This is a genomic window from Paenibacillus azoreducens, assembly GCF_021654775.1.
Lineage (GTDB): Bacteria > Bacillota > Bacilli > Paenibacillales > Paenibacillaceae > Paenibacillus_AQ > Paenibacillus_AQ azoreducens.
Map to the genome: position 1 here is coordinate 2,964,583 of NZ_AP025343.1, position 14,629 is coordinate 2,979,211.

General features: G+C 49.0%; 12 protein-coding genes. All 12 read left to right on the plus strand.

The window, feature by feature from the left end; translation table 11 throughout:
- Window positions 1–36 precede the first annotated feature (36 nt).
- The 12 genes from L6442_RS12910 to L6442_RS12970 all read left to right on the plus strand — a co-directional run bounded on the left by L6442_RS12910 (window position 37) and on the right by L6442_RS12970 (window position 14,628).
- Window positions 37–1,137 carry an ATP-binding protein gene (locus L6442_RS12910; protein WP_194232087.1) on the plus strand — a complete coding sequence of 367 codons (1,101 nt, stop codon included), beginning with the start codon at window positions 37–39 and terminating at the stop codon, window positions 1,135–1,137.
- Window positions 1,134–3,536, plus strand: a complete 2,403-nt coding sequence (locus tag L6442_RS12915; protein WP_212977258.1) for a DUF5682 family protein — start codon at window positions 1,134–1,136, stop codon at window positions 3,534–3,536. The genes L6442_RS12910 and L6442_RS12915 overlap by 4 nt, the downstream gene beginning before the upstream one ends.
- Window position 3,537: 1 nt before the next feature.
- Complete coding sequence (locus L6442_RS12920) at window positions 3,538–4,749, plus strand: VWA domain-containing protein (RefSeq protein ID WP_212977259.1); 1,212 nt, start codon at window positions 3,538–3,540, stop codon at window positions 4,747–4,749.
- Between the two features lie 390 nt (window positions 4,750–5,139).
- Window positions 5,140–5,799 carry a spermine/spermidine synthase domain-containing protein gene (locus L6442_RS12925; protein WP_212977260.1) on the plus strand — a complete coding sequence of 220 codons (660 nt, stop codon included), beginning with the start codon at window positions 5,140–5,142 and terminating at the stop codon, window positions 5,797–5,799.
- Between the two features lie 445 nt (window positions 5,800–6,244).
- Window positions 6,245–7,606, plus strand: coding sequence for a hypothetical protein (locus L6442_RS12930; protein ID WP_212977261.1), 1,362 nt, complete (start codon window positions 6,245–6,247; stop codon window positions 7,604–7,606).
- Window positions 7,607–7,695: 89 nt separating this feature from the next.
- Entirely contained in the window at window positions 7,696–8,697 is a 1,002-nt protein-coding gene (locus L6442_RS32940; protein WP_306436665.1) for an SMI1/KNR4 family protein, read from the plus strand.
- 30 nt (window positions 8,698–8,727) lie between these two features.
- The gene (locus L6442_RS12945) at window positions 8,728–9,915 is read left to right on the plus strand and encodes a GIY-YIG nuclease family protein (protein ID WP_212977262.1); all 1,188 of its coding nucleotides are present in this window, start codon (window positions 8,728–8,730) and stop codon (window positions 9,913–9,915) included.
- Window positions 9,916–10,378: 463 nt separating this feature from the next.
- Window positions 10,379–10,771, plus strand: coding sequence for a helix-turn-helix domain-containing protein (locus L6442_RS12950; RefSeq protein ID WP_212977263.1), 393 nt, complete (start codon window positions 10,379–10,381; stop codon window positions 10,769–10,771).
- Between the two features lie 42 nt (window positions 10,772–10,813).
- Complete coding sequence (locus L6442_RS12955; RefSeq protein WP_212977264.1) at window positions 10,814–11,590, plus strand: nucleotidyltransferase domain-containing protein; 777 nt, start codon at window positions 10,814–10,816, stop codon at window positions 11,588–11,590.
- A gap of 236 nt (window positions 11,591–11,826) precedes the next feature.
- Entirely contained in the window at window positions 11,827–12,507 is a 681-nt protein-coding gene (locus tag L6442_RS12960) for a response regulator transcription factor (protein ID WP_212977265.1), read from the plus strand.
- Window positions 12,507–13,769: a HAMP domain-containing sensor histidine kinase gene (locus L6442_RS12965; protein WP_212977266.1), complete on the plus strand. Its 1,263-nt coding sequence runs from the start codon at window positions 12,507–12,509 to the stop codon at window positions 13,767–13,769. The genes L6442_RS12960 and L6442_RS12965 overlap by 1 nt, the downstream gene beginning before the upstream one ends.
- Before the next feature lie 67 nt (window positions 13,770–13,836).
- Complete coding sequence (locus tag L6442_RS12970; RefSeq protein WP_237100297.1) at window positions 13,837–14,628, plus strand: ABC transporter ATP-binding protein; 792 nt, start codon at window positions 13,837–13,839, stop codon at window positions 14,626–14,628.
- Window position 14,629 lies beyond the last annotated feature (1 nt).

The window sequence follows — 14,629 nt, forward strand, 5'->3', positions numbered from 1 at the left end:
GGACATTTTGAACAACCTCATAAAGGAGTGTTATCAATGAGTACGGAACAAACGATGCAGGATATTATGCGCAAGGCCTCCGAGCTTTTGTATCAGGAGGAACTGAACGCTTTGATCCGCGAGGATCAGGGCAAAATTCCGGCAGGGTGGCAGATGTCCCCGCAGTCTGTGTTGAAATTTATCGTAGGCGGTAAAGCAGGAAAGCAGATCATTACCCCAAAATACATTGGAAACCCGAGAATCGTTGAAATGGCGATTGCGACACTGGTGACGGACCGGGCGCTGCTGCTCATTGGGGAACCTGGAACGGCGAAATCCTGGTTGTCCGAAAATTTGGCGGCTGCCATCTACGGCAACTCCGGACTGGTTGTGCAGGGTACGGCGGGAACGACGGAAGAACAGGTCCGCTACTCTTGGAACTATGCGATGCTGCTGGCCCAAGGCCCGACCCCGGAAGCGCTTGTGCAAAGCCCGATTATGCGGGCGATGCAGGCGGGAGGGATTGCGCGTTTTGAGGAAATATCCCGCTGTGCTTCCGAGGTGCAGGACGCTTTGATTTCGATTTTGTCGGAAAAAACGATTTCCATACCGGAGCTGGGCAAAGAGATCAATGCGCGTAAAGGATTCAGCATCATTGCCACAGCCAATACCCGCGACCGCGGCGTGAATGAAATGTCGACAGCGCTGAAGCGCCGGTTCAATATCATCGTCCTGCCTGCGCCGGCGGATCTGGAAACCGAAGTGGAAATCGTGAAAAAACGCGTAGCCGAGATTGCTTCTTCCTACGACTTGCAGGCGGCGGCACCGGCGGATGAGGCGCTTCTGAAAGTGGTGACCATTTTTAGGGAGCTGCGCAGTGGGATGACTTTGGACAAAAAGGACAAGGTGAAGTCTCCGGCAGGTGTCATTTCCACGGCGGAAGCCATTTCGTTATTAACGAACAGCATGGCGCTGGCGGCAAGCTTTGGCAGCGGGGAAATGACGGATGACGATTTGGCTGCGGGGCTTCAGGGGGCGATCGTTAAGGATGAGGAGAAGGACCGGATCGTGTGGAAAGAGTATTTGGATAATGTTATGAAGAAACGGGGAACAAGCTGGCGTGGCCTTTATAATGCCTGCAAGGAGCTGAATCAATGAATACGGTCTGCGGCGCTGGAGTTCATCTGTTTGGCGTCCGGCATTTGTCGCCGGCCGGCGCTTACCATGTCGTAGAATATTTGGAACGATTGCAGCCAACGGCGGTATTGATCGAGGGGCCATCGGACGCGACGCCCGAGATCATTCACCTGACGAATAGTTCTACAAAACCGCCTGTGGCGATTCTTGCATTTACCGAGGAACTGCCGATCCGCACCGTATTATGGCCTTTTGCGGTATATTCGCCGGAGTATCAAGCGATGCTCTGGGCACGCAATCAGGGAGCCCACTGCGCTTTTATCGATCTGCCTTCATCTTCTGCGGTCTGCCTGCAGGATGTACGCGGAGAGCGTGGAGGGCAGCCTTCGGGCAGCGATGTATCGCATGAAACCCAGGATCAAGAGCCGTCTTCCAAGGAAATCGGAGGGTCTGAAGATTTGGAGCCGGAGGCCGGTAATTCAATAGATACGGAAGTTCGTGATCCAGGAAGCATATATGACCTGATTGCAGGCATTTCAGGCGAATATGATTACGATACGTACTGGGAGCGTAATTTCGAACATAATTTAACCCCGGATGCATACCGGCAGGCGATTTTGGCTTATTCGAGCCAGATGAGGGAGCTTACGGAAGGGCGGGAATGGACGGAAGACCGGCAGGAATATGCCTATAATGCTGTCCGTGAAGCTTATATGTGCAGGCAAATTGCAGACACCATCGCGGCCGGACATCAACCGGAGAATATCGTTGTTATCTGCGGGGCATATCACGCCTCCGCTCTGGCTGATCTTTCCCGGGCCATGAGTGACGACGAATTGCAGCGGCTGCCGTTCCGCAAGACCAAGCTGACGCTTATGCCTTATTCCTATTTGAAGCTGTCATCCCTGACCGGTTATGGCGCAGGCAATATCGCTCCGTATTATTTTGAAATGATGTGGAAGCAAATGGCCCGGGGGACGCTTGGGGATTTGCCGCATCGTTATTTTGCTTTTGTTGCCGCCGATTTGAGAAAAACCGGAACACACCGTTCGACTGCGGAAGTCATCGAAGCGGTACGGTTTGCGGAGTCGCTTGCTGCGCTGCATGACGGCCATGCGCCAACGCTGCGGGATTTGCGGGATGCGGCCAAAACGCTGCTCGGACGCGGCGAGCTTTCCGTTATAGCAGAATCCTTGGCTCGTGCCGAGGTTGGCACCGCGATTGGGGAACTTGCGGAAGGCGTCAGCCAGACGCCGATTCAGGATGATATGAATCGCCAGTTGAAACGGCTGAAGCTCGACAAATATAAGACAGCTGTCGCCAGCGACTTGGTGCTCGATTTGCGTGAGAACCGCAGGGTTTCTTCGGAGGAAGCGGCTTTTTTGGACTTGAACCGTTCCTTCTGGTTTCACCGTTTGAAGCTGCTGGGGATCCATTTCGCGCAAGAGAAAGGAAGAACTCAAGATCAAGCCGACTGGACGGAGCATTGGGTCGCGAAATGGTCTCCCGAGGTTGAGATCGAGGTGGTTGAATCCAATCTGCTGGGCGAAACCGTGGAGACCGCCGCCGGATTTGTGCTGCAGCAGCGGCTGGAGGGGTGTAGCTCGATTGAGGAGGCTTCTGCGCTGATAACTGTCGCCTACGAATGCGGGATGGTTCATCAAATGGAGGCAGGCCGGCAAACGATGCAGCGGCTTGCGGTTGAAAGCCAGGATGTTGTTCAGATTGCGGCGGCGGCCAGAAAGCTGTCGCAGCTTATCCGTTACGGCGGCATCCGCCGGATGGACAATACGCCGCTAATCCCGCTGCTGCAGCAGCTGTTCATGCGCGCCTGCCTGTTTCTGCATGATGCCAGTCAGTGCAATGACGAAGTAGCGCAGGCGATGGCATCTGCGATCGGCGAGCTGAACCATATTGCGGCAGAACATAGCGAAGAGGTCGATGAAGCATTATGGGTGCAGGAGCTTTCCCGTTTGTCGGACAGAGATGATGCGCATCCCCGTTTATCCGGACTGGCCTGCGCGATTTTGCTGGAGCGGAATTCAATTTCGGCGCAGCAGTGTGCGGCGGAAGTATCAAGGCGGCTATCGCCGGGTATCCCCGCGGATTTGGGAGCAGGATGGTTCGAAGGCTTGGCGATGCGCAACCGGTATGCGCTTTTGTCGCGAACAAGCCTGTGGGAACAGCTGAATGATTACATCTGCACGCTTGAAGATGATGAATTTGTGCGGGCGCTCTTATTTTTGCGGCGGGCTTTTAGTGCCTTTAGCCCGAAGGAAAAAACGATGGTTGCGGAATTGCTCGGCGAGATTTGGGGTGTAAGTACGGAGCAGGTGGCGGAAATACTGACGGATGATCTGAAGGAGGAAGAAGCCCAGATGTTAAACGAATTAAACGATTTTGATTTTGAGGACTTTTAATATGGGGAATACGGTGGATCAAAAGATTTTATCCCGCTGGCGGCTTATTCTGGGCACGGCCGCCGAAGAGGAGCTTAACCGCTGCAGCAGCGGCGGGCAGATGGATTTGACCAGCGAAGAGATGATTATGGATCGCGCGCTTGCCGCGATTTATGACCAAACGGATGGTATGGGGGGAGAGGATTTCTCCCGAAGCGGAACCCGCGGCGCCGGACAAGGCCAATCCGCTCCGCGGCTTGCGCAGTGGCTTGGAGATGTTCGGACATTTTTCCCCGAAGACGTCGTTTCCGTGATTCAACATGATGCGATGGAACGTAAGGGCTGGAAGCAGCTTTTATTTGAACCGGAAGTACTGGCCACCGTCAAACCGGATATCCAGATGGTCGGGACGCTGTTAGCGCTGAAAGGCAAAATTCCGGAGAAAACCAAAGATACCGCACGTATGCTTGTGCAGGCGGTGGTGGATGAGCTCATAAAGCGGATGCAGCAGGACATCCAAAGGGCCGTCACCGGTGCGCTGAACCGGAGGCAGCATACGCCGCTTTCCTCATTAAGCGGCATCGATTGGAAGCGGACGATTCAGAGGAACCTTAAGCATTATGATGCCGGGCTGCAGCGGATCATTCCCGAAAGGTTTTATTACTTTGACCGCGCCAAACGGAACAAGGAATGGACGGTTATCGTGGACATTGACCAAAGCGGATCCATGGCGGAATCGGTCATTTGGGCTTCGGTGATCGGATCGATTTTTGCCAGCATTCCCGCGCTCGATACCCGAGTTGTTGTCTTTGACACGGAAGTGGTGGATCTGACCGAGCAATGCGCGAATGATCCGGTTGAAATGCTGTTTGGAATCCAGCTTGGCGGCGGAACCAATATCGATAAGTCAGTGGCCTATTGCGAGCAGTTTATTACCGAACCCAAGAAAACTTTGTTTATCATCATTTCCGATCTATACGAAGGGGGCAATCAGGCGCGTCTGATCCGGCGTATGCGGGAGATGAGGGAAGCCGGCGTCAAGACGTTGGGCCTGCTTGCGTTATCCGATGAGGGCAAACCTTTTTATGATGAAAGATTGGCCAAAACTTTGGCCAAGGATGGGACGCCTTGCTTCGCCTGTACGCCTGCGCTGCTGCCGCAGCTGGTGGAAGGCGCGCTAAAAGGGGAAGACTTGACGGAGTTAGCCAAAAAACTGGACACCAAGGGGAAATAAACGACAGTCCGATCAGGGTGGTTTTCACTGTACAATTTCACATTTCAGTCATGCCGCTCGTTTATCGCTCATGTTGCTAACGAAACTGGGAAACGCTATTGCCCCCATTCGGGACCAAAATAAATTGTAACGAAATTACATATCGTTATTTGGGCGGAATCTCGCTTTATCACTATCAATTTTGCTGAATAGCGATACTGTGTTTCGTTAGAATCCGCAGCGGCTTTATTTTGCCCGGATAACGTCTGCAGGTTTCGTTAGCCGTTCTAAATTGTTCGAGAAGTGTCGGATACCCGAGATTACGGTGAAACAGGAATGTGCACTCCAATAGGGGTATAATAAGGAGTGAGGGTTTGCAAAACATTTTTCTAGGGTAGGAGGTAGGAACCTATGTATCGTGAACCGGAAGTCATTGAACGTTTTCACACGGATCGAGGGGATATTCAGCTTCAGAAAAGAGAAGATCACTACGAGATTATATACAATGGCACATTTCTGATGGCGACGTATAACGGAGAGTCGGAACGCTTGTTGGTCAGCAGGGCATTGGAGAGATGCAAAAACCCGTGCAAGATATTGATCGGCGGTCTTGGGGTCGGATTTTCGTTGGAAGAAGCATTAGCGGATTCAAGAATCGGCAAGGTGGATATCGTCGAGATCGAAGAAGCGATTATTCAATGGAACCGCACGCATCTGGCGCAGGTTTCGGGATATGCGCTGGATGATCCCCGTACAAACGTGATCCATACAGACCTGGTAAAATGGATAAACGAAACACATGAAACCTATGACGCGATTTGCCTCGACATCGATAACGGTCCGGATTGGACGGTATCCGAATCGAACACAGGGCTTTACTCGGAACAAGGAATCAATGGATTGATCAAGATGCTGCGGCATGATGGGGTTTTATCGTTTTGGAGCGCTACGGAATCGCCTGAATTCGTGGATTATTTGCAGCTGTTTTTTGAAGAGGTTGAAGTAGAGGCCGTTCCTCAGCCGCGGGGAGAACCCGATTATATATATTTAGCTCTTACGCCAAAACATTAATCTATTTCTTTCAATGCGTAGGGAAAGAAGATTCGATAGACACCGGCCGATGGCCGGTGTTATTGATTTTTAAGAGGGGGAAGAGGTCTGATGCCGCCCATGGATTTCTGAAATCGATACACCATCAAGAAATCATCTGTCCGCCGAAGCCCGGGAAGCGTTTTACGCAGGCATCGCCGGCAAACTTCCGCTTAAACGGATAGGGACGGCGGATGACGTGGCGCAATGCGTCCTATTCTCATTCAAAACGGTTTTGTAACGATTACGGCTGCTTCATGTCGAAGGAGGGCATATGTTATCATAAATGCTAGTAAGCAGTGAACGAAGCTAGGAGATTCAAAAAATTTGTGTGATAGGGTGAATTGCGTGATAGGGTGGAATGTACCCAACTTTTCGCGCTTGTCTAGCGGCAAAGGGAAATAAAGGCAATAAAGGAGAGGATCGGGTGAAGAGAAGAATTTCATTGTTTAATCTGGTGTTTTTTATTCCGGCCATCATTTTAAGTTTTGTGATGTGGAATGAATATACCAGCGGGCTTGACGCAAACATTGAGAAGACGGCATCATCCGGGCGCGGCCTGTTTTTTCTGGATCGCGGCAGCAAAGTGATGGGGATCGCCGAGGACGACAACGCCGGATTAAAAGGCGAGCTCTATGACGCCAAGACAGAGAAGCTAATAAAAGAAATACCGCTTTCATCCGACATACATAACCAGCTCGTTTCAAGTTACCAAAGTGGGCGTTTAATTCTGGTCACCAAAAATAACGAGGATCGGCTTGTGATGAATATGATCGATCCCGAGGGCGGCGTGAGGGAATTGGCGCAAGGGAAGCTTGATCTCCTTGGTTTTTTAGACAGCAATGCTTATGCATGGCGTGGAAAGCTTGTTATTATCGGGGAATCGGTCGGGAAAATCCCCTATCTGGCCCAGGTCAATCAGGGCAAGCTTCAGATCATCAATCTGAACGATAAAAACCTCCTGCCATCGAGGCCAATAAATGTAAGTCCCGTTCAAGGGAGTTTCGACAGCGATGCGGTTTTGCCGATGCTGGAGGTGGACCTTCATGATGATCGGAGGGCATTTGTGAGCGGAGTGCTGAATCAGCAAGGCCTTCCGCTGACGTACATCATAAAAGAAGAAGAGAACTATTTTGAAGCAAGAGATCGTACCGCCCGCCAATTTGCTTCCCAATTGCACCGCAATGAAACCAGACTGCTTAAGGTGGATGGCAATTATCCCGGACAGGTCAAGGTTTATGATGCGGCAGCAGATAAATGGGGCGGCGTACTGCCAACTCCAAGCCCTGTATATCAGACGAAGCTGTATCCTTTGAACGACGAAGAAACATTGATTGCCGGCTCGAACACCAAAGATGAAGCAGAGGGGCATGTTCTGGGATATCTTTATCATGAAAAAACAAAGAAATTCACGGATGTTTCCGCCATCGTTTCTTTAATACCTTATGACGATCTGAAAAACGCGAAGCTTCTATTTTATAAGGAAGCCGGGGACGACATTCTGTATTACTCCAACCCGACGGCTTCTGCCGCATGGATGAATGTGAATGATGGGGCGTTTGGGCTTCTCAATAGTGGCACGTTTCAAAAATGGCAGCTTGGCAGGGAAGAAAACCAAAAATCCATCCAAAGCTTTATGAACTATCTCAAACAAGGGGATGCGGTCGTCATCAACTGGGCGATCTGGGTTTTCATTCCGCTGTTCATGTATGGAACACTGGCTATTTTGCCGCCGATTTTGCGGGCGAAGCACAAAATGTCGCATCATAAGAATCGCTCTGTGCCGTGATCAGTAAAGCAACTTTATCGGTACTTTAAGCTGCTGAAACTGGATGAACATGTAATAATGAAACTAAAAAAGAATAGGGCGTGGGTATAATGGATACATCAAATGCCGTTCATCTATTAAAATGTCATACCTTTGCGCATGATGATATGCACCGGCACAAAGCAGAGCATGGTTTTCTAGGCAGTCTAAGGCCGTTTAAAGGCGAGCTGAGGGAGGGGAATTTCCACGAGCTGATGATCGTTTTGCGTGCCCTTGAAGCAAAGCTCGGCGAACCTGTGCTGGACCGGGAAATGATAACTTGTTTGTGGAGCATCTGCCAGTTGGGCCGCGCTTGGGCGGTAGAACCGGAAGGGATGCTAAGGCGGAACGGATTAATAACAGATGAACAGGTAGACCGGATGGAGAACTGGCTCGATCTCATCTCATACGCCGTCATGACCCTGCTCGGCAACGGTGGCGAAAAAGAGGCGTTCTGGGGTTACCGCGAATATATCTCCGAGAAGCTTGATCCGCTTATGGCAGAGCTGGACGTTTTGCTAGAGGAGAAGGTTATGGAAGACGAAATTCAGGAGCTGCATGAAAACTATAAAAAACAATCAGGGGCGGAAGAAGAAAGGTTGGCCGCGTTCGAAGCAAAATTCGAAGTGCTGCTGCCGGAAGATTTCCGCAGCTTTTACCGTCATAAAGACGGTAGCGGTTACGCGTTTCATGTCCTGTATCCAGGTGACGCCGAGGCGGGAGAGTGGCCTCCTTATTATTTGCTGTCCCTGGACGAAATGGAGGAAACCAAAAGTTACTTTTGCGAACGGGACGAGCTTTTGGCAGAATATTATTCCGGAGAAGAGATTCGGGAACTGGACCCGAAGATCAAACCTTATTTGTTTCATAAAAAGTGGTTTCCGTTTGCGACGATGGCCGGCGGCTCATTATACTTGATGCTTGACCTCGATCCGTCCGATCAAGGAACATATGGGCAGATCATCAGCTATATCCACGATCCGGATTTTGTCTATTATGTCGCGGACTCTTTTACGGATTTATTGCGGGAATCTAACAGGAATTTAAGTATGATGGATGAGATTGAATATTAAAGTATGTATGTTCAAGGGAGGGGAATGATTATGTACGGAAATCGCATGAACGATGTCGACGAGCATTTGCATGAAAACAAGCCGCAGGCTGGACATGCCCCCTTCATGGATTTGAAAGAAAAGATTCAAAACCTGCCTGGTACCCCCGGCGTATATCTGATGAAAGATGCCCGCGGCAGCATCCTGTATGTCGGAAAGTCCAAACATTTAAAGAAAAGGGTCCAGTCATATTTTCATCATTCCCAAACCCATGCGCCTAAAATTAAAAAGCTCGTTCAGCATGTAAAGGATTTGGAGGTGATCCGGACGGACACGGAATTTGAGGCCTTTATGCTGGAATGCAATCTCATTCATAAGTACAAGCCGATGTATAACCGGAAAATGAAAAATACCGCATCCTATGCGTATATCGTCATCCCGGCATCGGATGGGCTGCGCCATATCGAAACGACCAACCATCCGGTTCCGGCTCACGGCGACAGCATTTTTGGGCCTTATCCGACAAGCAGAATCGCAGTGGAAAAAGCGGTGGTAAACATTCTGGAAAGCTTGAAGATAGCCTGCACCCCTGCGGCTGCCGCAACAGCTCCCTGCCTGAACCGTGCCATCGGATTATGCTTGGGGATGTGTATGGGCGGAGAAGGCCTGAAGGAATACCAACAGCTCATGAACCGTTTTATCGGGTTGCTGGAAGGAACTGACCGAAGTTTATATGATGAGTTGGAGCGCAAAATGGCGGCCGCTTCCGAACAGTTTGATTTTGAGGCTGCCGCCAAGTTCAGGGATGTGCTGCAGTCGATCCGCTTTCTCGAGCATAAAGAAAAAGTCATTGGATTTGCCGGTAGCAATCCGAATGTGCTGTTATACGAACCTGTGGACGAAGAAACAATCAAACTTTTTCTTGTCAAACGCCATACGATTCTGTTCAGCAGGAGCTTTCCGGTTGCGACCGATCGGGAGAGGCAGCAGCTAACTAAAGAGGCGGGCATGCTCGTTCGGGCCTATTTCAAAAACGATGAAGACGCGTATACATCCGAAGTGGGCAGGGATGAAATCGATGAAGCACAGATTATTTACAGCTATGTGCAAAGCCATCCCGGCCAAGCTGCGCTTATTCCGGATGCGTGGCTTGATACGGACGATCCGTTGGAATTAAACGCTGCAATGGCATCGTTTTTTTCGGACATTATTAAAGATTCGAACGAAAATCTTGATTGATCTGAATGACATCGGGAAGCCTGAATGCGAATCCGAAATGGCCTAAACGTGATGAATCATAGCTGAATTACCTCAATTTATTGTGAATATTCTAAATATGAGTAACCTCGGACCTTTTCCGGGGTTATATATAAACAGCCTAAAACGAGGCTCAACATCATGATTAGTGCTTGACAAAAAAGCGAAAGTAGCGGAGGGGACGGAATCGATCTGAAGAAGCGACAGCGTTCGCCTTTGTCTCCGAATTTCTACCTTTATGAAAAACAAAATCGAGAAATTTGGAGACAACAGCGATCGGAAGAACGATCCGTAACCGCAGCGGGCACCTCGCAAAGTGCAAAAACTAATTTCAGTATTGAGTAATAACGCAAGAGAAAATGTAGAATGAAGAATATATGGCAGGGAAAATATGGATTCATGGCGAATATATCAACCAATCTGATAAAGAAAAGTGGTGTTGCAGATGGCAAAGACACAGCTCGAAGATATGGGGGAACGCTTAAAAACCGCAAGAATTAACCGCAAATTGACGAAGGTGGAGGTATACCGGAGAACGCAAATCCAGCCGGATACGCTCGAATTATATGAATCGGCCCAATCGGAGCCCGACTTATTGTCTCTCGCCAAGTTTTCGGATACATATAAAGTTTCGCTGGACTGGCTTATCACCGGTTTCGAAGCTAACTCCAACAGCCGGTTGTTTGCAGCCGAGCGGGAAGTGAAACGCCTGCGCAGCATTGTCGAAGAGCAGTCGCGTATGATCGCAGCGATCCAGACTCTCGTCAATGCGGGCGTCGGAAACTTTTTTTCGGAGCAGCGCAAGCGGGAAGCCGGCCCGAACAAAATAGCGAAATAACCTTAACTACCTTAAACCTATTTGGAATAGGAGAGAGCACGATTGAAACACATCATCGTAGATAAAATCCATGAAATCGAAAGAGAACATCAGGTCAAAGTTTTGTTTGCCGTCGAATCGGGCAGCCGGGCTTGGGGATTTCCGTCGCAGGATAGCGATTATGATGTTCGTTTTGTATATATCCATCGGCCGGAATGGTATTTATCCATTGACGAGAAGCGGGACGTCATCGAGGTTCCGATTAACGAACTATTGGACATTAACGGCTGGGACATCAGAAAAGCATTGAAGCTGTTCCGCAAATCGAACCCTGCCCTTATGGAGTGGCTCGTTTCGGACATCCGTTATTATGAAGCTTATGGTTTCAAAGAAGAATTACTCGCGTTAAGAGAACGCGTATTTTCTCCCCAGGCTTCTGTGCATCACTATTTGCATATGGCCAGAGGGAACTTCCGGGAATATTTGCAGGGAGAGCAGGTGAAGATTAAAAAGTACTTTTATGTGCTCAGGCCAGTCCTTGCCTGCAAATGGGTCGAAAAATACAACACGAATCCGCCGATTTTGTTTCAAGATCTGGTGCAGGAACTTGTGACGGAGTCCGGCTTAAAAGAGGCAATCGAAGATTTATTGAGAAGGAAGATCGCTGGCGAGGAAATGAATCTTGAGAAACGGGTCGATGTCATCAACGAGTTTATCGTAAGGGAAATCGATCATTTAACGGATTTTGCCCAGTCAACGCGGCGCGATCTTGATGACCCGACGGAAATGCTTGATCAGTTGTTCCGGAAGTACTTGAAGACGGTGTGGAATTTTGGATGAAATTTGAAACAGTCGATCGGGAGATCGGCTGTTTTTTTTAGATATAAGAAAGTATAAGTTTCGGAGCCTCAGCTTCCTTATATCGCAAGAAAAACATCCGCTAAAAGCGGTCTGTGTTCTTAGAGAGTACGTCGATAGACGTTTTTCTTACAATAGATAGGATCCGGCCATGATTCGTGGTATCTTATGGAAGATGGGACTCGGTCTTTAAATTCGTAGGATGATGGAGAAAAGTTATGAGATATGATTGTTTGATTGTGGATGACGAGAGCATTCTAGCTGAAGCGACATGCGAATATTTTAATATGTTTGGAGTCGTTACGGCGTATGTAACCAGCGCGGACGAGTGTGAACATTTTTTAAAAGAAAATGAAATCTCCCTGATTCTCTTGGATATCAATCTTGGGAAGACTTCGGGATTCGAGCTGTGCAAAAAGCTGAGGCAGACTACGCAGATCCCGATCCTGTTCATCAGTGCCCGTTCGAGTGATGACGATATTTTGATTGCGCTGAACATAGGCGGAGATGACTATATCCAAAAACCGTATACGCTCAGCATATTGCTGGCCAAAGTAAAGGCTGTGCTAAAACGATATGGGAATCACAATGCAGCTGAAATACTGGAATTCGGCCAGGTCCGAATCGACCGCGTCCGCTCCCGGATATCCGTCAATGGAGTGGAGGTCAAATTCAAAACTTTGGAATACAAGCTGCTCTGCTATCTGGCAGAGAATGCAAACCGGGTCATTCCCAAAGAAGAGCTATTCAGAAACGTATGGGGAGACTCGATTACCGCAGACGGAACCTTGAATGTACATATTCGTCATCTGCGGGAAAAAATCGAAACCGATCCGAACAGGCCGCAATTTATCAAAACGATCTGGGGTACGGGATATATGCTGGAGGATGGCAGCTGATGAGAGCCAAGTCCATACTTTGGATCATGCTTGTCATTTTTATCGTAGGCGTCCTTTTTTCGGTTCGGGTGATGGAGCAGAATGTCGACACCAAACTGGATATCGTGATGGCCAACAGCATTTTAAAAACGGTCGAAAGCCATTGGAACCGAATCGAACAAGGCGACTACAGCGATATTACGCAACCGTTCACTGTGCTGGACCAAAACGGCAGGGTGCGATACCAATCGGCGGATGCGGTATACACCGGACTGTATGATGCCATCCGTGACCGTGAGGCAGTCATGGATGTGACAGTAAGCGGGATAACGGTCGGAAAGCTCATTATTCATGATCATTATGAGAAACAGCTGCAGGCAAGCAAGCAAAAACTGGTGACGATTATTATCGTGACGTTTATACTGCTCTCCCTGCTGGCTGTTTTATATATCATATATTTGCATTATGCCATCATGAAGCCGTTTCAAAAGCTGAAAAGCTTTGCGCAGCATGTGGCGCGGGGCAACCTGGATATTCCGCTTTCAATGGACAAAAATAATCCGTTTGGCGCATTCACCGAAAGCTTTGATATGATGCGCGAACAGCTCGCCGCCGCAAGACAAAGCGAATACGAAGCCAACCGCAGCAAAAAAGAATTGGTAGCCAGCCTCAGCCACGACGTCAAAACGCCGGTGGCCTCCATTAAGGCAGTGAGTGAGTTGATGCTGCTGCGCGCGACCGATGAAAAAACAATCAAGCAATTAAACATGATTTATTCCAAAGCGGAGCAGGTGAATCTGCTTGTCACGGATATGTTTCATGCGACATTGGAGGAATTGGAAGAACTGAAGGTAATAGCGCGTGAGGAAAGCAGCCAGATTCTCACGGATATTATCGCGAATGTGAATTTTGATGATCAAATAACCTGCGGTCCGATTCCTGAATGCATAATGATTGCGGACATGATGCGTTTGCAGCAGGTTTTCGATAATATTCTAAGCAACTCATACAAATATGCCGGTACCGCAGTGACGATATCGGCTTCGCTGATCCCTGGTTATTTGCAAATAGAAATTATGGATTACGGTAGCGGGGTTAGCACAGATGAATTGTCGCTTTTGTGCAATAAATTTTACCGGGGCAATCATACATCGGGACAAAACGGGGCCGGGCTTGGGCTTTACATCTCCAAATATCTGATGCAAAGCATGCAGGGAGATTTGGAGTGCCGTAACCGCGAAGATGGCTTCAGCGTCATTTTGAGCATCAGTCTGGCTAGATGAATTAAGGAATGGTTAAGAATCCGGCAAAGATCCGCTAAGAATTGGTTTTGTATGATGGGGTCAGCCAATGATTACAAGAACAAGAGGGATGATCATTTTCATGCAAAATACGATTCTGAAAACAGAAAAGTTATGCAAAACCTTCTCGACGGGCGGAGTTCAGCAGCATGTGCTAAAAAACTTGGACATCAGTCTGTTTGAAAGAGATTTTACGATTATTATGGGCAGTTCGGGTTCGGGCAAATCGACTTTGCTGTATGCGTTATCCGGAATGGACACGCCGACCCTGGGCGAAATATGGTTTGAAGGACATAAACTGTCCGGGATGAATCATGACCAGCTCGCTGTTTTCCGAAGAAATAATTGCGGGTTTGTGTTTCAGCAAATTTACCTGCTTGATAACATGAGCGTGTTCGACAATATGCTGGCCAGCGGCCTTTTGATAAATAAAAATAAGCGGGAAGTTGCAGCCAAAGCAATACAGCTGCTGAAACTGGTGGGATTGGACGAGGTTTCATGGGGGAAATTCCCCTCACAGCTTTCCGGAGGGGAGGCCCAGCGGGCAGGAATCGTGCGGGCATTGATCAACAGTCCGAAAATTGTGTTTGCGGATGAGCCGACCGGCATGCTGAATTCCGCCTCAAGCGATCGCGTGCTCGATATTTTGACCGAGGTGAACCAAAATGGTCAAAGTATCGTCATGGTTACGCATGATATCAAAACGGCTTTGCGGGGTAACCGGATTCTGTATTTGCGCGACGGCATGATTTGCGGGGATTTGGCCCTCGAAGGGTTTCATGAGCAGCAGCCCGGCAGGCATGAAAAGCTGAATGCTTTTTTGGCTGAAATGGGGTGGTGAC